The sequence below is a fragment of the Alcaligenes sp. AB3 genome, assembly GCF_031844565.1.
Lineage (GTDB): Bacteria > Pseudomonadota > Gammaproteobacteria > Burkholderiales > Burkholderiaceae_B > Alcaligenes > Alcaligenes faecalis.
In genome coordinates, this window is the sequence record NZ_JAUZVM010000010.1 from 68,296 (window position 1) to 86,841 (window position 18,546).

General features: G+C 58.6%; 20 protein-coding genes. 4 read left to right on the forward strand and 16 right to left on the reverse strand.

Features of this window, described 5'->3' with window-relative positions:
• Nucleotides 1–38 precede the first annotated feature (38 nt).
• Complete coding sequence (dctP, locus tag Q9R35_RS16470) at nucleotides 39–1,013, reverse strand: TRAP transporter substrate-binding protein DctP (protein WP_042484674.1); 975 nt, start codon at nucleotides 1,011–1,013, stop codon at nucleotides 39–41.
• Nucleotides 1,014–1,219: 206 nt separating this feature from the next.
• Here dctP and Q9R35_RS16475 point away from each other — a divergent pair, with 206 nt between their 5' ends.
• Nucleotides 1,220–1,900 (forward strand): HAD family phosphatase, encoded by a 681-nt coding sequence (locus Q9R35_RS16475; protein WP_311220137.1) that lies wholly within the window; start codon nucleotides 1,220–1,222, stop codon nucleotides 1,898–1,900.
• A 197-nt stretch (nucleotides 1,901–2,097) separates the two neighbouring features.
• Here Q9R35_RS16475 and Q9R35_RS16480 read toward each other — a convergent pair whose 3' ends face one another.
• From Q9R35_RS16480 to Q9R35_RS16540, 13 genes are all read right to left on the reverse strand, one after another.
• A complete protein-coding gene (locus Q9R35_RS16480; RefSeq protein WP_042484679.1) occupies nucleotides 2,098–2,439 on the reverse strand; it encodes a hypothetical protein in 342 nt (113 codons plus the stop codon).
• A 4-nt stretch (nucleotides 2,440–2,443) separates the two neighbouring features.
• Nucleotides 2,444–3,079 carry an ABC-type transport auxiliary lipoprotein family protein gene (locus tag Q9R35_RS16485; RefSeq protein WP_042484683.1) on the reverse strand — a complete coding sequence of 212 codons (636 nt, stop codon included), beginning with the start codon at nucleotides 3,077–3,079 and terminating at the stop codon, nucleotides 2,444–2,446.
• On the reverse strand, nucleotides 3,076–3,993 hold the full coding sequence (locus Q9R35_RS16490) for an MlaD family protein (protein WP_042484687.1): 918 nt from the start codon (nucleotides 3,991–3,993) through the stop codon (nucleotides 3,076–3,078). Before Q9R35_RS16490 ends, Q9R35_RS16485 begins: the two co-directional genes overlap by 4 nt.
• Entirely contained in the window at nucleotides 3,993–4,790 is a 798-nt protein-coding gene (locus Q9R35_RS16495; protein WP_311220138.1) for an ATP-binding cassette domain-containing protein, read from the reverse strand. Before Q9R35_RS16495 ends, Q9R35_RS16490 begins: the two co-directional genes overlap by 1 nt.
• Nucleotides 4,784–5,920, reverse strand: coding sequence for an MlaE family lipid ABC transporter permease subunit (locus tag Q9R35_RS16500; protein WP_063691032.1), 1,137 nt, complete (start codon nucleotides 5,918–5,920; stop codon nucleotides 4,784–4,786). Before Q9R35_RS16500 ends, Q9R35_RS16495 begins: the two co-directional genes overlap by 7 nt.
• A 64-nt stretch (nucleotides 5,921–5,984) precedes the next feature.
• Nucleotides 5,985–6,809 (reverse strand): PQQ-binding-like beta-propeller repeat protein, encoded by an 825-nt coding sequence (locus Q9R35_RS16505; RefSeq protein ID WP_311220139.1) that lies wholly within the window; start codon nucleotides 6,807–6,809, stop codon nucleotides 5,985–5,987.
• 12 nt (nucleotides 6,810–6,821) lie between these two features.
• Nucleotides 6,822–8,117, reverse strand: coding sequence for a TRAP transporter large permease (locus tag Q9R35_RS16510; RefSeq protein ID WP_063691030.1), 1,296 nt, complete (start codon nucleotides 8,115–8,117; stop codon nucleotides 6,822–6,824).
• Nucleotides 8,110–8,601, reverse strand: coding sequence for a TRAP transporter small permease (locus Q9R35_RS16515; protein WP_042484698.1), 492 nt, complete (start codon nucleotides 8,599–8,601; stop codon nucleotides 8,110–8,112). The genes Q9R35_RS16510 and Q9R35_RS16515 overlap by 8 nt, the downstream gene beginning before the upstream one ends.
• Before the next feature lie 15 nt (nucleotides 8,602–8,616).
• Nucleotides 8,617–9,585, reverse strand: a complete 969-nt coding sequence (locus tag Q9R35_RS16520; RefSeq protein ID WP_035274876.1) for a TRAP transporter substrate-binding protein — start codon at nucleotides 9,583–9,585, stop codon at nucleotides 8,617–8,619.
• A 37-nt stretch (nucleotides 9,586–9,622) separates the two neighbouring features.
• Nucleotides 9,623–10,297, reverse strand: a complete 675-nt coding sequence (locus Q9R35_RS16525; protein ID WP_311220140.1) for a DUF4286 family protein — start codon at nucleotides 10,295–10,297, stop codon at nucleotides 9,623–9,625.
• Nucleotides 10,298–10,493: 196 nt separating this feature from the next.
• Nucleotides 10,494–11,432, reverse strand: coding sequence for a LysR family transcriptional regulator (locus tag Q9R35_RS16530; protein ID WP_042484701.1), 939 nt, complete (start codon nucleotides 11,430–11,432; stop codon nucleotides 10,494–10,496).
• Nucleotides 11,429–12,028 (reverse strand): RNA 2',3'-cyclic phosphodiesterase, encoded by a 600-nt coding sequence (gene thpR, locus Q9R35_RS16535; RefSeq protein WP_063691027.1) that lies wholly within the window; start codon nucleotides 12,026–12,028, stop codon nucleotides 11,429–11,431. Before thpR ends, Q9R35_RS16530 begins: the two co-directional genes overlap by 4 nt.
• 45 nt (nucleotides 12,029–12,073) lie before the next feature.
• A complete protein-coding gene (locus Q9R35_RS16540; protein ID WP_042484709.1) occupies nucleotides 12,074–12,970 on the reverse strand; it encodes a LysR family transcriptional regulator in 897 nt (298 codons plus the stop codon).
• A gap of 142 nt (nucleotides 12,971–13,112) precedes the next feature.
• Between Q9R35_RS16540 and Q9R35_RS16545 the strand changes: the two genes are divergently transcribed.
• The 3 genes from Q9R35_RS16545 to Q9R35_RS16555 all read left to right on the forward strand — a co-directional run bounded on the left by Q9R35_RS16545 (nucleotide 13,113) and on the right by Q9R35_RS16555 (nucleotide 15,671).
• Nucleotides 13,113–14,681 (forward strand): amidase, encoded by a 1,569-nt coding sequence (locus tag Q9R35_RS16545; protein WP_311220141.1) that lies wholly within the window; start codon nucleotides 13,113–13,115, stop codon nucleotides 14,679–14,681.
• A gap of 187 nt (nucleotides 14,682–14,868) precedes the next feature.
• Entirely contained in the window at nucleotides 14,869–15,117 is a 249-nt protein-coding gene (locus tag Q9R35_RS16550; protein ID WP_088451505.1) for a GlsB/YeaQ/YmgE family stress response membrane protein, read from the forward strand.
• Nucleotides 15,118–15,227: 110 nt separating this feature from the next.
• A complete protein-coding gene (locus tag Q9R35_RS16555; RefSeq protein ID WP_311220142.1) occupies nucleotides 15,228–15,671 on the forward strand; it encodes a DUF488 family protein in 444 nt (147 codons plus the stop codon).
• A gap of 11 nt (nucleotides 15,672–15,682) precedes the next feature.
• On the opposite strand, the gene Q9R35_RS16560 is transcribed toward Q9R35_RS16555, so the two are convergent.
• Nucleotides 15,683–17,131 carry a DUF3482 domain-containing protein gene (locus tag Q9R35_RS16560; protein WP_045930555.1) on the reverse strand — a complete coding sequence of 483 codons (1,449 nt, stop codon included), beginning with the start codon at nucleotides 17,129–17,131 and terminating at the stop codon, nucleotides 15,683–15,685.
• The gene (locus tag Q9R35_RS16565) at nucleotides 17,128–18,537 is read right to left on the reverse strand and encodes a DUF2868 domain-containing protein (protein ID WP_311220143.1); all 1,410 of its coding nucleotides are present in this window, start codon (nucleotides 18,535–18,537) and stop codon (nucleotides 17,128–17,130) included. Before Q9R35_RS16565 ends, Q9R35_RS16560 begins: the two co-directional genes overlap by 4 nt.
• Nucleotides 18,538–18,546: the final 9 nt, after the last annotated feature.

Below are 18,546 nucleotides of genomic sequence, written 5' to 3' on the forward strand. Positions count from 1 at the left end.
CAATGTCCACTGTCAAACTACGTAATCAGCAATCTTGTTTAAGGCTGATAACCACCAAACAGTTCACGCAGTTGCGCGGCGTATTTGGGGCTGGATTTGTCGATACCGGCCCAGCCTGCTTCGTAAGCTTTGGTACGCAAGGCACGAGCCACTTCAGGCTCCAGAACCAGAGCTTGCACACCGGCTTGTTCGGTAGCGGCTTTTTCATCAATTGCCATCTGGTGTTCAGTCACGTTCTGCGACTCCATCCACTCGATCTGCTTGCGCATGAAGGCTTTCTGGTCTTCGTCCAGTTTTTCCCAGCTCTTCTGGTTCATGAAAAAGCCCACTTCCACGTTGTAGAAGCCTGGCTCGACACGGTATTTGGTCTTTTCATGCCAGCCCATTTCCATCACGCCCACGGAAGGCCAGCCATAGCCGTCCACTACGCCACGCTCCAGCGCGGTGTAGACCTCGCCCGGTGGAATCTGCAGCGGCGTTGCGCCAATTTCGCGGAAGAAGGACAGGTACACGGGCACGCCGCGCAACTTAAAGCCCGACAGGTCTGCCGAGGTCACAGGCTTGTTGGTGTAGATGTGGTACTGCAAACCATCTGTCGTGCGAGCCAGCCAGGTGATGTTGGCTTTCTCGCGATGAATCTTGTCCATCAGTTCGTAGCCGCCGTTCTGACGCAGCTCGCTCATGGGTTTTTCTGTCAGCGTCAACGCCAGTGCTTCAGGCACCAGATTGGCGTGGAACACGGCGGTAGTATTGGCGAAATCAATCACGCCGGAACGCAGTGCGTTACCGACCTCAAAGGGAGGAATGGCCTCTGGCCCGCCAATGACATTGATCTGTACCAGACCCTTGCCTTCTGTGTTGACCTTGTCAACGAATTGCTTGAAGCGCTTGGTAAAGAAAGTGTCCATCGTAAAGACCGACACCGCTTTCAGCGTTACTTCCGCTGCCTGTGCGCCAGCCATTCCCAATGCCAGCAAGGCCGCAGCCACCACCCGAGTTGTTTTATGCACCATGACGGAACTTCCGCAGAAAGGTTTGTTATGAAATTTTAGTTTAGATATAAATATATCAATAATCAATTATTTATAAGTCGGGGTTTTCACTAGGAGCCCAGCGGTCCCATACGGTGCGGCGCCCTCATGTCACCTCAATCCTGCAGGCGGGCAGCCTGCTGTATCATCACAGACTTCAAGTTTTGTTGGCTTAAAAGGTATTACCCATGACATTTTCCGCTGTGCTGTTTGATTGTGACGGTGTGCTGGTAGACAGCGAACCAATCACGGTTCGTGTACTGCGGGACATGTTGCAAGAGGAAGGCTGGGTGATGACTTACGAGCAGTGCTATGACTGGTTCATTGGCAAGGCCCTGCCCGATGAACTGCCCACGGTGCGCAAGATGACGGGCAAAGATCTGGATATGGAATGGGTGATGGCCTTTCGCATGCGTCGCAACCATGCGCTGACCAATGAAGTGATGGCCATTCCCGGTATCCAGGACACGCTCGATGCCATCTTGCGCGACAAGCCCGGCATGATTGCCTGCGCGTCCGGCGCAGACCGCTCCAAGCTGGTGCTGCAACTGGGCCAAACCGGCCTGCTGGACTACTTTGGCACCCATATCTATAGCGGCGCCGAGACGCCCCGCAACAAGCCATACCCGGATGTCTATCTGGCCGCTGCTCAAGGGCTGGGCGTTGACCCCAAACAATGTCTGGTGGTGGAGGACAGCGTGACTGGTACCACGGCAGGTCTTGCCGCCGGTGCAACCGTGCTGGGCTACTGCCCGGTTCCTGACAAGGAAGATGAGTTGCGCAGCCTGGGCGTACGTGACACCTTCCGCCGCATGGACGAGCTACCCGCTTTGATCGCCAAGTTGGAGCAGGAACGGGTACAAGGCTGATTCATAGCCAGGCAATAGAAAAGGCGCTGTGTTTTGAGCAGTTCCAAAAGGTGGGATCTCCCTCTTTTGAAGAAACTGCCTAAAACACAGCGCCTTTTTTGCCGCCAGACCGTCCCAAAGCTCGGCCTCCCGACAAAAAGCTCTCCCTCGGGGGGCAGCAAGCCTAAGGCTTCGCGTATGGCCTTTTCGTCTTTGGTTTAGTCTTCCAGATGGAAGGTGTGCAAAATTCTATGCAGCACAGGGGCAATAATCAGACCGAAAGTCGCGGCCAGTACCAGACTGATATACGCACCATAAATAGCAAAGAACACCTTGCCAGCCCATGTTTCAGGCAAGGCCATCGGCCCCAGCCCACCGACCATCATGGCCGCATTCAAAGCCGCATCGTGCCAGTGCACATTCTCTTCAAACCACATATGGCCCAATGCACCCAGCATCAGGGAAAAGGCCACGAAAACAATACCAATAAGGGCATGCGCCAATAAGCGCTTGGTAAATTGCCACCCCGAAATCAAGGGCTGATCGCGTGACTCATACATGTCATTAAGGTGCAGGGGCCTGAACAGTTAAAGAAGCCAACCATTGGCTAACTTGCAAGGACAAGGCATCCGTAGCCAGCCCAAATGCCTCCACCACCTGTGGCACGGCTGTGCCAACAACATCCTGTTGAGCGACAAAACGACGGGTCTGAATCAACTGGCCCGAGCGCTGATCGCGTACTAACGCATCAAACTGAATCCGTACTCGTGGGGCACCCTGAATATACTCGACCTGGAAGGCCCCCAGCGTACCGCCTACCTCTACATCAGCAATGACGGACTCGGTATCCAGCACCACCGCCCGGAACTGCGCCGAGTCACGCAAGGCATCGGCCAGACGATTACGCAACAAGGCGGGTACATCGTCACCCCAGCGTACGCCTTTGTAGGCACTCAGCTCGTTGCCTTGGGGCAGGACCGTGATGCGTGAACTGGCCAGCAACCGTTCGGCGTGAGGCCGGTTCACCTGCATAATCAGATTCTTGTGCGAAGCGGGCGCTTGCTGGGCCTTCAGGCTAGTGGCCGGAAGCTGATAATAAGTCAGGGACTCCGCCTGAGGCAGAACCGAGCAGGCGGTGGACAAAACGGCCAGACCAACTAGGGATACCTGCAAGAAACGACGCACAACCGTGGGCATCATGGTGTGAACTCCTGTAATTTGTCGCGACCCAAGAGGTAGCCGGCTGGATTATCTTCCAGACGAGAGGTGACGGCACGGAAACCAGCCAGTACCTGACGCAATTCACGCAAGGCGGGTTCGATCTCCGTCAGCCCCTGAGCACCCCGGCCAATGGCTGCCGAATTTTGCTCCAGCAGCTTGTTCAGGCTTTGTGTCGCACGGCTGAAATCCTCCATGGATTTCTGGATGGCATTCATGGCCTGCGTACCCTGGCGGTCGACCAGACCTTGTGTGGAAGACAGCAAAGTGGTGGCTTGCTGGCTGGCCTGGGACAGCTCTTTCACCAAAGAGGGCACGCCTTCGCTGGCGGTCGAGAGCTGCCCCATCAAGACTTCCAGTTTTTGCAGGCTGGCCGACAGGGATTGGGAGTTCTCGGACGACAAGAAGGTATTGGCGTTATCCAGCAGCTTGGAAATTTGCGTCATCAACTCCTCACCCCCAGCCATCAACTGAGCCAGTGGGGAGGGCGAGGCCACAATCATGGGCAGGCCATCGCCGGTGGCTTCCAGCAAGGGGCTGTTGGGTGTCCCACCACTAAGTTCGATCACGGACTGTCCGGTAATGCCAGCCAGTGCCAAGCGAGCCTGGGTGTCTTCGTGAATAGGGATGGAAGCCTGAATTGACACTTGCGCACGCACACGCTGCAAGTCGTTCGGGTCCAGGCGCAGCTGGCGCACTTCACCGACGCGCAAGCCGTTGTATTGCACGGCACTGCCCCGAGACAGACCCCGCACACCTTCCAGAAAGACAATATCGTAATCGCGGGTCTCGGCATCTTGCCCGGCCTTGGCCAGCCAAAGCGAGAACAGGACAGCAGCCACAGCCACTACCAAGGTAAAGACCCCGATCAATACATGATGGGCACGCGGTTCCATTAACTATGCTCCTGACGACGGTTTTGGGCCTGTTCGGCGGCCCGTCCCCGTGGACCGTGGAAGTACTCCCGGATCCAGTCGTTATCAACTTGCTCTACCCGCGCCAATGTGTCGTTGACCAGCACGCGCTTTTCCGCCAGCACGGCCACTCGGTCACAAATGGTGTAGAGCGTATCCAGATCGTGTGTAACCAGAAACACGGTCAATCCCAGCGCATCGCGCAAGGTCAAAATAAGCTGGTCGAAATCACCCGCGCCCACCGGGTCCAAGCCGGCAGTAGGTTCGTCCAGAAACAGGATTTCCGGGTCCAGCGCCAGAGCACGTGCCAGGGCGGCACGCTTGATCATGCCACCGGACAGCTCGGCCGGATATTTGGTGGCCGCATTGGCCGGCAAGCCCGCCAGGGACATCTTCATGGCGGCGATATGCTCAGCGTCGGAGCGGGACAGCCCAATATGTTCGATCAAGGGCATGGCAATGTTCTCCACCACCGTCAGCGAGGAGAACAAGGCGCCTTGCTGGAACAGCACGCCCAAGCGGCGCTCCAGCCGCGAACGATCTTCGGGCGACAGGGTGCCAATTTCCTGATCAAAAATGCGGACTGTGCCGCCAGTAGGCGGGCGCAATCCAAGAATGGAGCGCAGCAGCACGGACTTGCCCGTACCGGAGCCGCCCACCACACCGACGATCTCGCCAGGGTACACATCCATATCCAGATGTTCGTGCACAACGTGATCGCCAAAGCGATTATCCAGGTCACGTACTTGAATAATGGGACGAACGGCGGTGTCTACCATCCCATCTCCATGAAGAACAGCGCAGCCAGCGCATCAATCAGGATCACGATAAAAATGGACTGCACCACCGCCGAGGTCGTGTGCTCACCCACGGACTGCGCGCTGCCGGTGACTTTAAAGCCCTCCTGGCAACCAATCACGGCAATCAAAAAGGCAAAGATCGGGGCCTTGGCCATGCCCAGCACAAAGTGCCGCAAATCAATATCCTGATTGAAGATATTGATGAACATGGTGGGTGAAATATCCAGAATCAGGGCGCAGACCAGCCCGCCACCGAAAATCCCCGCCACCATGCCCACAAAGGTCAAGATAGGCATGGCCAGCAGCATCGCCAATACACGCGGAATGACCAGAATCAGCATGGGATTCAAGCCCTGGGCGCGCAAAGCATCGATTTCCTCGTTCGCTTTCATGGAGCCGATCTGCGCGGTAAAGGCACTGGCGGTGCGGCCTGCCATCAGGATGGCGGTCAAGAGCACCGCAAATTCACGCAAAAAGGAAAAGCCGACCAGGTTCACGGTGTAGATGGTGGCACCAAAGTCCGCCAGCACCGTCGCCCCCAGAAACGCGATCACCGCGCCCACCAGGAAAGTCAGCAAGGCCACAATAGGCACGGCGTTAAAGGCCGTTTCTTCCAGCTGCGCCACAATCGAGGTGACGCGCCACTGGCTGGGCCGCAGCATATTCAGAATCAGGGTTTCCAGCGTCAGGCCGATAAAGCCAAGCAGCTCACGCACATTGCGCGAGATGTGGACCATGGACATGCCCACGCGCTCGAACAAATCCGTAATGCCCCAGCGCGCCGGGACCAACTGCTCATGATCCATGCGGCTCATCGCCTTGGCAACGGTTTGCAATAATTGATGGCGCTCTTTGGACAAGCCTTGAGCACTGTCCAAGGCCGCCTGCACACGCTCGGCACCCAGCCATTCGCACAGGACTTGGGCACCCGTGGTGTCCAGGGACTTCAGTTCGCTGAAATCCAAAGACCAACGGCCCTGCTTGTCACTGAGCGAGCGCAAACTGCTTTGCAGCGCTTCGTAGTGACGCAAGGACCAATCGCCTAGCAATTGCAGCTGGCCGGAGGAATCTGTACGAACATACAGAGGCACGGACGTATTCATGCGCATAGTCTAATGGATTTGCTCTGAGAGCTTCCATAGCGCCGACTACTTTTTCATGCTTTGTGGACAATTAAGCAGGCTGTAAGCAGGTCAAACAATCCGGCAACATTTCCGCTATATAAATACGCCCGTCCAAACCGGCGGACAGGCCGTGTCCGTACACGCCTTGTACCCGGCAACGTCCTACCAGGGTGCCTGAGTCCGGGTCGAATAAAGACAGACTGGCTGTTTGGTCACTAACCAGTACCGAACCATCTGTTTGCACGGCCACGGCCATGGGTTTGTGCATGGGGCGCAGCTCGCCCAGATAACGGCCTTGCGCATCCAGATGCTGGACTCGGTTGTTTTCCCGGTCCGCCACCCAGACCGAGCCGTCGGCGGCACAGGCCAACATATGGGGCGTGCTGAACTGCAAGGGGCCGGAGCCCGGCGCCCCCAATGCCGCCAGCCATTGGCGTTGCGGATCAAAGCGATGGACAACGGTATTGCCATAGCCATCAGTGACCCACAAACCACCATCGGCGCATTCGACCGCATGGGTAGGATGGTTGAACGGTTCTTGCCAACGTGGCTGCTCGGGTTTGCCCAAACGCCATTGCTCATGGCCCTGGGCATCCAGCGCCAGAACCTGATGTCCGTCCAGATCCGTGACCAGCACCCCGCCTTGGGGACGGGCACTGATATGGTGCGGGCACAGGATGTCCTCCAGGGACCAGCGCGCTGACACCTGCCCATCCGGGGCCAGCACCAGCACGCAGGCCGGGCGACGCAACAAGGCGGCGATACGCCCATCAGTCAGCACCGCCACACTGGTGATACTGCTGATGTCGGCCTGTGTCCAGGCGCGCTCCACCTTGTAGCGCTGCGAGCCCAAGCTTACATAGGCAATTGCCATCTCCAGCCCCCCTTACATGGCGTTAGGCAAGACCATGACGATTTGCGGGAATATCGTCACCAGGGCTGTCGCCAGAACCAGCAACAGGAAAAACGGGAACGCCATGCGCATCAGTTCAAACAGGTTGCGCCCGGTAATGCCCTGAATCACGAACAAGTTAAAACCAATAGGCGGAGTGATCTGAGCCATTTCCACTGTCAAAATCAGGTAGACACCGAACCAGATTGGATCAATACCCGCAGCGATCACTGCTGGCAACAAGACCGAGGTAGTCAGTACCACAATCGAGATACCGTCCAGGAATGCACCCAGAATGATGAAGAACACCGTCAGCACTGCAATCAGCGCGTACTGACTCAGGCCCAAGGAGCCGATCCAGGCTGCCAGATTCGCCGGCAGGCCGGTAAAGCTCATGGCACTGGTCAAATAAGCGGCACCGATCAGAATGAAGGAGATCATGCACGAGGTGCGTGCCGCGCCCAACAAGCTGGCGGTAAAGGTTTTCCAGTTCAGTGAACCACCCACACCCGCAATAAGCAGGGAGCCTACCACTCCCAGCACAGCAGCTTCAGTGGCTGTGGCGATGCCCCCGTAAATCGACCCGATCACCGCCACGATCAACAAGACCACAGGCAGCAGCAAACGCAGGCGTCGGACCTTCTCACCCAGGCTTAATTGCTCGGTTGCCGGAGGCACACGATCCGGATGGCGAATGGACCAGAAAGCGATATAGGCCGAGAACAGGCACATCAACAAAATGCCGGGCAGCACACCTGCCACGAACAAGCGGATGATGGATACCTGTGCGGCGACCGCATACACAATCATCACAATGGAAGGTGGGATCAGCAGGCCCAAGGTGCCGGCACCCGCCAAAGAACCAATACTGATGCTGTCGTCATAACCACGCGCCTTCAGTTCGGGCAGCGAAATACGGCCAATTGTGGCTGCCGTGGCCGCCGACGAACCGCTGACTGCGGCAAAAATGCCGCAACCCAAGGTATTGACGTGTACCAGACGACCCGGCAAACGCTGCACCCACGGCCCCAGGCCGCTGAACATGTCTTCGGCCAGCCGCGTTCGATACAGAATCTCCCCCATCCAGATAAACAGGGGCAAAGCCGTCAAGGCCCAACTGGCCGAGGAGTCCCAGGCTTTGGTCGCAAAAATAATGCCTGCAGGCGCGTCGGCATACAGAAAAATAGACAGGATACCGCAAGCGATCAGAACCAGCGCCACCCACACGCCACTGGCCAGCAAGGCAAGCAGAACAACAAACAGCACAATTGCCTGAGATAAATCAGCCATGTTCAGTCGCCTCCAATTCTTGACCCTGAACCACACGCAGCAAACGCCGCAACAACATCAAGGTCAGCAAGCCCAAGCCAATGGGCATCCCGATCTGGGGGATCCACAGCGGCACCGCCACCATGCCCTGCGCTACTTCCTTGTAAATGAAGGACTCATACACAAAATGGGCGGTTTCCCAGGTACACCAGGCGGCCAGCGCGACCCCGATCAGCGTGGCCAACAACTCGTAAGGGCGTCGCAGACGCTCCGGGATCACCTGCAGTAACAAGGACACACGGATATGGTCGCCATGCAGCATGGCGTAGGGCAGCGCCAGAAAAATCGACGCTGCCATAAACCAGCCTGCAAAGTCATCCGAAGCGGGGATTTGCATGGAAAACAGGCGCGCCACAATCTGCGCTGTCACCACCACCCCGATCAAACATAGAAAGAGTGCGGCCAGTGCGCCGCATACTCTGGCCATACGCTCCAGCACAATCATGGACGCACTCCTTGTTTAGGGCTGACGGTAGGTATCAAGCAGCTTCTGGCCGTCGGCACCGGCCTTTTTCAGCCACTCTTCGGTCATGGTCTGGCCAATGGCATGAAGCTCGCCAGCCAGCTTCTCGCTTAACTGGCCGACGACCATGCCCTTGTCAGCCATGGTCTGGGTCAGCTTGGAAGTCTGCTCGCGCGACATGGCCCAGCCACGTTGTTCCGCACGTTCACCCGCCTCCAGAACCGCTTTCTGGACGTTCTCCGGCAGTCGCTGGAAAGCACGTTTGTTGATGATCACAAAGCTTTGTGGAATGAACACCTGGGCGTCGTAGTAGTACTTCACATAATCCCAGGCCTGCGAATCCACACCCGTGGCGGGCGAGGTCAGCATGGCATCAATAATGCCGGTGGAAAACGCTTGCGGCACTTCGGGTGTTTGCACGGTGGTGGGCACGGCCCCCATCAAGGACACCAAACGGCTGGTAGCTGGGCTGTAGGCACGGAAACGGACTCCGGCCAGATCAGACAACTGTTCCACCGGCTTTTTGGTGTAGATGCCTTGCGGTGGCCAGGGCGAGCCATAGACCAGCACAATACCCTGCTTGTCCAAACGCTCGGCCAGGAAGGGGCGAGTGGCTTTCCACAGTTTTTCCGACTGATCGAAGGATGAGGCCAGGAACGGCACACTATCGACCTCGAACAAAGGATCTTCGTTACCGATGGCCGCCACCAGCATTTCACCAGCCTGCACCACACCTTGCTGTACACCACGCTTGACCTCGGGGCGCTTGAGCAGCACCGAGTTCGATTGCACGTTGATATTCAGTTCACCGTTGGTGGCCGCCTTGATGTCTGCCGCAAACTCACGCGCGTTTTGCGTCAGGAAGTTGTTATCAGGCTGCTCCGTGCTCATGTTCCAGTTGGTCGCCGCCTGCGCGGTGCCAGCCAGAGCCAGAACGCAAGCCATAGAAAGTAGTTTTTTGATCATGATGTTGCTTCTCCCAAGAATTGAGGTGATGGCCGCCTTATGAGCGGCCCGCATTCAGATCCCGTGACTGCAGATCCCACAGCAAAGAAAACTCGGATACATCGTTGGTCGCCACTCCCAGATCCTGCTGCAAGCGGGCAGCCAGGGTATGAGCAGCATTCAGGGCGGTCAGATCAGCCACCAGGTAGGGGTCCAGGCTGCGTTGTTGCACATCCTCGGACGGTAAAGGGGTCGACAACTCGGGATCGGGAGTCAGCACGCGCAAGGCCAGCAGGCCATCGGTCTGTTCCAGGTAGGCGGCGCATTGACGCGCCAGGGCTTCCCGTTGGGCCAGCTCAGGCAGACGCACCAGCAAGACCACGGCACCCGTACCGGCACCGCCCAGCAAAGACACCGCCATCACGCGGCGCTGGGTATTGCTCATGCGGGCAAAATTGGTATTGGACCAGTCCGTTTGCTGCTCAAAAGCCTTTTTGTATTCCGCGGTGCCAAAGACGCGCAGGGACTCGGTACGGTACAAGGCCAGGTACTTGCGCCCGGCACCTTGGCGCACATAACGGCGCGACCATTGAAAGCCGGGTATGGCCGCACGTTCAGCCATGTGCTCGCGCTCATACCATTGATTGAAATCCTGCTCATGCTCAGGGGCGATATCCGTCCAGATGAACAGCTCCCCCGGCGCATCACGATCAGTACGAAAAGTAGCAGACACGAAAGCCTCCTGAATCAAAGTCATTGCACACTCTTTATGGGAGTGTCCAACGGCTTCTGGGCGGATTCCAAACGGTTTATTTCAGCCTGGCGCAATAGGAAAAAGCGATCAGTTCAAGCGAGTGGCGCGGTATATAGATTATCAAGCAAGCCCACGCTCAGTACACATGCGCAGGCAAGGGGAAAACCCTCAAACGCTAAATCGCGAAGACACGCGTGTCTGGCGGGGGTAAAGCCAGCCCAGGATGCTCGGCCGCAAAATGGTGCATACGCTCCAAAGCCACTCCAATCACCGCCTGGGCGGTCTGCGTTAAAGGATCGGGCCGCCAACTGGCGACCAGGCGCAAGTCGGGCAAGGCATGCTCACACACAATTTCCTGGTACAGGCCGCTATCCAGCTGACGGCTGACTGCCGCCAGAGGCAAAGTTGCAATGCAAGGTTGAGCTTCGATCAATTGCGTGCTGGCGGCAATTGAAGAAACGTAATGAATCCGGGCCTGATCGACAGGCAAGGGTTCAAGCAGCTGCACCAGGGCCAGATGCGGCTGGGAGCCGCGCGGGAAGGTCACCAAAGGCCAGCGCTGCACCAGTTCCTGCAAGCCGCTGCGTACCGGCATGGATTCATCAGCCATGCACACCCAGCCCATGCGCATGGAACCCATAGGCAAGTTGCGTATGCCGTCCCCCATGATGGGGTCGGTCTGCAAGGCCACATCAATGGTGCCGCGCTTGAGCAGATCGTGCAGGCGCAAGGTTGACTCGGCAGTCAGCTCAATTTCCAGCTCGGGGTAGAGCGCATGCAGCTGACGAATCAAATCCTTGAACCAGGTATGCACAATGGACTCGACCACGCCCAGGCGCACCCGGCCACTCAAGCGGCTGGAGCCTGCCAGCGCTTCACGCAAATCGTGCTCCATGCCCAGCATCTGCTCGGCGTACTGCATCAGTTTGCGGCCTGCCGGCGTCAGGCGCAGATCGCGGTGGCCGCGCTCAAACAGGGTTTTCTGAAACTCGCTTTCCAGGGCGGCAATCCGTCCTGAAACAGCAGCCTGCGTCAGATGCTGCTTGTTCGCTGCCGCACGGAAACTGCCCAGACGGGCAATCCAGATAAAGGTTTCTAAAAAACGGATATTCATGCACCTGTCCTTTCAGGCTTCATCATGGCGGCCAGATGATATTGGCTACGCTGCTCACCGGGAACGGAAACGATCAGGCCCACGCCATCACCTACAAACGGTTGCCTAGGCAAAGGATGGCAATGTGGTTGATCGGCAGTGATCCGTGCATGGCGCAGCAAGGACACATGCGGGCGAAAACGACGCGGTGGCTGCGTCCAGCCCAGGGCCGTCAGCTTGGCCCAAATCTCGTCATGCCACTGCTGCAAGGCCGCCAGTGCTTGGGTTTGCGACTCGTCCGGCCCGGCCCACACCACTTGAGGCTTCTCGAACACATCCCGTATCGTCAGGTCCAGCGTGATCGGCGGCACTGCCCATTGCGCCATCTGCGTCGCCAAGGTCCGCAAGTCAGACACGCGGCTGCCATCCAGAAACGCCAGGGTTAAGTGAAAGTGATCAGGCTGCATCATCCGACCGCCATACATCGCCTGTGCGTGCTGCGCCTGCTCCGCCAGCCAGGCGCGGGTTTGTGCGTCTGGCCACCAGCCGATGAACGCACGAAAAGAGTGTTCGGCACCCGACTGTTGCAGGTCCAGAATGGGCAAGGGAATCGTCATCGGCACACCCTCAAACAAGGCAGATCAGAAAGCGTAGCGTGCAGCCTAGGCCCTGCACAGGCGACGCGCCAGATCGTAAACAATATCCAGAGCCGGCAATTGCGTGCGGCCCGACAAACGCACCAGGGCATAGTGCCCGGACAAGGACGAAGAAAACAGGCCCAGCGGCACCAGATCACCGGCCTCAATGTCGCGCCGTACTGCCGCCAGCACACTCATTAAGACCATATCGCTGTCCAGCACCACGTCGCGCTGAATGCTGAAGCTATCACAACAAAAGCGTACAAAGCTGTCGGGATGACCTTGCGCACCAAACTCGGCAATCAGGCGGTCGGTCAAATCATCACTGATCACGGAGCAGGCCACGGGATACTGGCTGATCGCCGCAAAATCCAGCGACTCCTGCTGCAAGAGCGGGTGGCCCTGACGAACCAGCATATCGCCTTGCATGGCGGGCAGATACTCAATATCCAGACCACGCACGTCAGTCACCGCGCTGACGTCCAGCACCACCATATCGTAGCGTTCGCGGCGCAGGCCCTGGATCAGCTCCAGCGTGCGGCCAATCACGGCGTCCACGCGCAAGCGCGGATATTCGTCCAGCAGCGCCACCATGCACGGATGCAGCAAGACCGCTGCGGGGGTAGAGCTTAACCCTAAGCGCAGGCTGCCTGCGTCTTCGCCCTGAAGCAGGGCCAACTCGCGCTGCAAGGCACGGCCTTCCTGCAACACCCGGTGGGCACGCTCCAGCAGAACCCGACCATAAGGCGTCAAAAAAATGCGCTGACTGCTGCGATCGAACAGCGGCACGCCCAGTTCCTGCTCCAGAGCCTGGATGCTACGGCTCAAGGCGGACTGGCTTAAATGGACGGCTTGCGCGGCCCGATGAAAGGTACCGTGTTCGCAAACGGCCACAAAGTGCCGCAGCTTGCGAAAGTCCATGCTTGTCCCCTTGCTGACGCTTGAACCGGCTTATGCACAGACCGCATCAACTTGATGATTTTTTGGCGTTTGAGCCGCGCATTGTACCTGCATAGAATGGCCTAGCCACTTGGATGGCCTTACAAAAAAACGGGAGACAAACATGACCGATACCTCGGCACCCCTGGACGCGCGCCGCCGCTTTTTGAGAACCACCGGACTGCTATCGCTGGCGGGCATGGCCCCTGCCCTGGGACGCCAGGCCTTTGCGAAAACGGCCCCCGGTCCGGGCACGGCCCAGGACATCATCATGGCTGATGCGCTGACTCTGTCGGGCTGGATTGCCCAACGCCAGGTCTCCTGCCACGAAGTGATGGTGGCCTATCTGGACCATATTGACCGTGTGAACCCCAAGGTCAACGCCATCGTCTCCCTGCAAGAGCGCAGCGGTTTGCTGGCCCAGGCAGACAAGCGCGATCAGCAACTGAAGGCAGGCCAGTACATGGGCTGGATGCACGGTATGCCTCAAGCCCCCAAAGATCTGGCGGCAACGGTCGATATCGTCACCACCAGCGGCTCGCCGATTTTCAAGGACTATCTGCCCAAACAAGACGCCATTGTTGTGGAGCGGGTACGGCAATCTGGCGCCATTCTGATCGGTAAAACCAATACCCCGGAATTTGGCCTGGGATCGCACACCTACAACGCCGTTTTTGGCACTACCGGCAACGCTTACCAGCCCGATCTGTGTGCTGGCGGCAGCAGCGGCGGAGCCGCCGTCGCCCTGGCTACCCGCATGCTGCCCGTGGCTGACGGTAGCGACATGATGGGCTCCCTGCGCAACCCCGGTGCCTTCAACAACGTCTACGGCTTTCGCCCCTCCCAAGGCCGCGTGCCCTATGGCCCGACCTCTGAAGTGTTCTTTCAGCAAATGGGCTACGAAGGCCCCATGGGCCGTACCGTGTCCGACCTGGCCATGCTGCTGTCCACCCAGGCCGGATTCGATGCCCGCAGCCCGCTTAGCATCAGCCAGGACCCACAACAATTCGCCGGCAAACTGCAACGCGACTTCAAGGGGACCCGCATCGGCTGGCTGGGCGACTACAACGGTTACCTGCCTATGGAAACCGGCATCATGGACCTGTGCCAAAGCGCCTTGAAGAGCTTTGAGGCCATAGGCTGCACCGTCGAAGCGGCCCAGCCCGACTATTCCATGGAACAGCTGTGGCAAACCTGGCTGACACTGCGCCACTTCACCGTCGCCGGAAGCGCACAGGGCCTGTACGCCAAACCCGAGCTACGCGAAAAGATGAAGCCCGAAGCCATCTGGGAAGTGGCTGGCGGGCTGAACCTGAGCGGCGCCCAGGTCTACCAGGCCTCCATCAATCGCAGCAAATGGTACGAAACCCTGCGCAAGCTGTTCCAGACCTACGACTATTTGGTGCTGCCCACCGCCCAGGTTTTCCCCTTTGCGGGCACCACCCACTGGCCTGGCGAAATCGCCGGGCGCAAAATGGACACCTACCACCGCTGGATGGAAATCGTCATTGGCGGCTCCCTGGCAGGCCTGCCCGTCATGAACGTGCCGGCAGGCTTTAATGCGGCCGGGCTGCCCATGGGCTTGCAGATCATGGGTCCTGCCCAGGCCGATATGGCGGTGCTGCAACTGTCCTACGCGTATGAGCAGGCCACACAGTGGGTGCAAAAACGCAAACCCGCCTTGCTGGGCTAGACCGATCCCGGGGACCGGGATCTATCACACGACATAGAAAAGCGACTTACAAGGCCATCCATTTACAAAACCTGACGTTTTTAACTGTTTCAAAAACGCAAAACGATAGACGCCTAAAAACTCCATACCTAAGATAGGCAGAGCGGTCCGAATCCCAGACCGGCAAACACAGAACAGGAGTAGCACGATGGGTATTATCTCCATGATTATTGTGGGCTTTATCGTAGGTTTGCTGGCACGAGCCATCATGCCTGGCGATCAAAAAATGGGATGGATAATGACCACCATCCTGGGTATTGTGGGTGCCTTTGTCGCAGGCTATCTGGGGCAAACCATGGGCTGGTACGTGCCCGGTGAAGGCGCAGGCTGGATTGGCTCCATCGTGGGTGCCATCATCGTTCTCTTTGTCTACGGCCTGGTCAGCAAAAAAGCGTAAAACGCCGTATAAATACAAAACAGCAGCCTTGCAGCTAATGTGATTGGCAATCCGCAGCATCCCCTCGGCCACACACTACTGGAAGGCTGCCATACCGCAGCCTGCCCGTCATGCCCTACACGATCACCTTAAGTCGTATATACGACGCGATTCATGAGCCTGCCGGCAAAACGGCCCGTGTACTCACAGACCGCCTTTGGCCACGCGGCCTGAGCAAAGATGAACTGGGCGACATCCAGTGGCTGCACGACGCCAGCCCCGCAACCGAGTTACGCAAAGCTTTTCATAACGGTGACATCTCCCCCGAGCAATTCCAGCGCCACTATCAAGAACAGCTGAAGCACGACCCCGACGCCTTGTTCCCCCTGATGAAGCTGGCTCGCAAAGGTGCACTGCAATTGCTGACCGCCACCCACGACCCGCAAACCTCGTACCTGACGGTGCTCAAACAGGCTGTGATCCAGGCTTTGGTCGAAGAGGATCGCCTGCACGACGGCAATGAACCCAGCTCGCCGGTTTGTTACGCGCACTTAATGAAAGAAGAAAAGAAATAAGCCTGGGCTGGCTATCCCTGCGGCTGCCCGACAGTATTCGCGCCAGGCGCATTACGCGCCCCCAGCAAACGTTGCGCCAAACTCTGCACACACGCCTCACGCCGCGAATCCGGCGCATAGTCTGAGCGCAAAGTAGACCAGGTCGGATGAATCCGTGCCTGCGCCAGTTCCTCCGGCAGGCCTTGCGCCCGCCAAACATTCAATTCCCGCTGCAAGGCCTGATCGAAATTCTCGGCATCAATCTCGCCCAGGCGAATCGGCGTCTGTGCGGCATGACCGCGCCGCTCCAAAGCCGCAATCAAGCTTAGCTGCCGCACGGCCAGCAAGCGCAAGACGGCATCATCCACGCTAAGCTCAGTCTCGCCCCGCAACTTGCCCATCAGACGCTGGCCCCACTTGTCCGCGCCTTGCCACAAACCACCTGCCAAGGCGCCCAGAACCGTCCCGGTTCCCAGGCTCAGACCGCCCGTCATCACATCCAGCGTCGCGCCGGCCATGGCACCGGCAGCCACGCCCTTGCCCAACTGCACGCCAAACTCCTTCAAGGCCTGGGGGTCAAACAAGTCCATGCCCCAACGACCACCGTCAAAATGCAGCAAATCCGCCACCACATCCTGACGGCCAAAGCTGTAGCGCTTGAGCAAAGCCTGTACACTCTTGGCCTCGCGCGCCAAGACCGGCTCCTTTAATTGCTGCGCGGCCAGTTCCATGGACTCCTTGTCCGAGGGTGTGCTGACCCGCCAGGCCGCCACATCCACGAGCAGCTCGGCCAATAGACGCAAGGCGTCCCGACGCCGCCATACCGCCTGCTGCGTCAAATCCACTTTCAACTGCTGCAACACTCCGGCCTGCGTCTCCAGCAGCACGGCAAGCTTGTCGTACAACAAAGCCTCGCCATCCAAAGCCGGTGCCACGGTATCGAACTCCGCCAAGGCATGCAGCCCCAAGCGTGCCAGAGCACTGCGCCACTCCTGCACCCGTGCCTGTGGGCTACGCACGAAATTGAGCACAGGCAGCAAAGGTCGTCCGCTATAGGCCAGCAGGGTCAGCTCGTCCTTATGCTTGCTCAAGACAGGATCGCGCGCATCCACCACATACAGGCCAGCATCGCAGGATTGCAGCTTGCGCAGCACACGCGCCTCTTGCTCGAAACGACCCTGTGCCGCCGGGGATTCCAGAAAACGACGTATCCGCTCCGGTCCATCAATACGTTCGCCGGGCTGGCTTAGCTGATCCATGAAGTCCAGCAAGGCCATGCTGTCTTCCAGGCCGGGGGTGTCGAACAGCTCCACCAGGGCCTCGCCGTCCACCGTCAGCCGGGCTCCTTCCACATGCCGTGTGGTGCCGGGACTATTGCTGACCTGCCCAAACTCCGTATCCCGCGTCAGGGTACGCAGCAAAGAAGTCTTGCCCGTATTGGTGTGACCCACCACCGCCAAGGTCAAAGCCGCCGCACTCATGATGGCTCCTTCAAAGACAAGTCATCAGGCCATTGATCGTGAATCTGCCCTGGCGCAAAACCTGCCGCCACCAAGCGTTCATGCCAGCTGCGCCGGCGTGTCTGGTCCGGGTCGGCCAAGGCTTCATCCAGCAACACCACATCAGACTGCTGGGCCAATTGTGCCCATTCAACCAGCGTTGCCACCACACCGCGATCCGGCGTCTGGGCAGCATCACACACCATCAACAAATGACGGGGGCTTGCGGACTGCAAGCGTCCCAGAATATCCAGCCGCTCGGCCCGGGAGTCCACCCGGCCCAGATCCTGCATCTGCGCCTGCATGAAAGCAGGGGGCCAGCTTTGTTCTGGCGGCAACTCCAGCCCCACCACGCACAGCGCATTGGCTGCCAAAGGTGTGCTGGGCTGGCTTTGAATACGAGCCACTCTGTCGGGCGACGCCAATTCATCCACACCTGTCGGTTCGCTAACGGGCATCAAACGCGGACGCAGCTCTGCCAAGCCAGGCAGGCTGTCATCCAGACTTAAACGAGCGGTATGTTTACGCCATTGCCACAGGCTCCAGGCCAAAGCCAGCACACGCGGCAGCAAACCGTAGGTCACCACCGCGCCCAATAACCAGCTGGACCACAAGGCCTGAGCCTGGGCGTCCAGCACTTGCAGGCCATCGCTGCTGCGTATGGTCAGGGTATCGGGCTGGGCAAAGCCCAATAAGGACGGCAGGGCGCCCAGGCCTTCAACCAGCCAGACAAAGGTATCTGGCGTCAAAAGCGTGGTTTCCCAATTGAAGTGATAGCGGCGCGAAGCCAGCAGTAACAGCAGGGTGCTCAGGGCCGACAAGAAGGCCAGCACCCACAAGCTATGGCTGATCAGACCGGCCAGCCAGGATTGACTGCCCCGGCGCGCCAGCACGGCGGCAAACGCCTGGGGAACCAGACTGGCATCGCCTTTGACGAAGCGGCGACTGAGCCACCACCAGGCATCCCCCGCCCAACTGCCTGTGCCTGCACCTTTGCCCGACCAGACCAGGCTGAACAGCCAGAAAATAAAGGTCAGGGCGTGCAGACCCAGTAAAGCACCCACAGCCGTCACTACATTCACGGCTCGACTGCCATCGCCCAGCGCACCAGCGGCGGTCCCGGCACCGGCCAGCAAGGCCAGCACGGCCATGGCGATCAACAGCAGGCGGGCAATACGCCACCAACGCGTCCAGGCTTGTTCCAGCCCGTCGCGCCTTGCCAACGCCAAGGCCCGTGCCGACACGCGTTGTGCAAATGAACCGCCCGCAGCCCGCGCGCGGCGCGATTCAGACAGATCCTCAACAGGCCCCCACAGGGTTTCGCGCAAACGTATGGCTTCCACCAGAGTTTGCTGCTGCCAGGAGCCGACGGATTCAGACGGTTTCATGGCACTGGC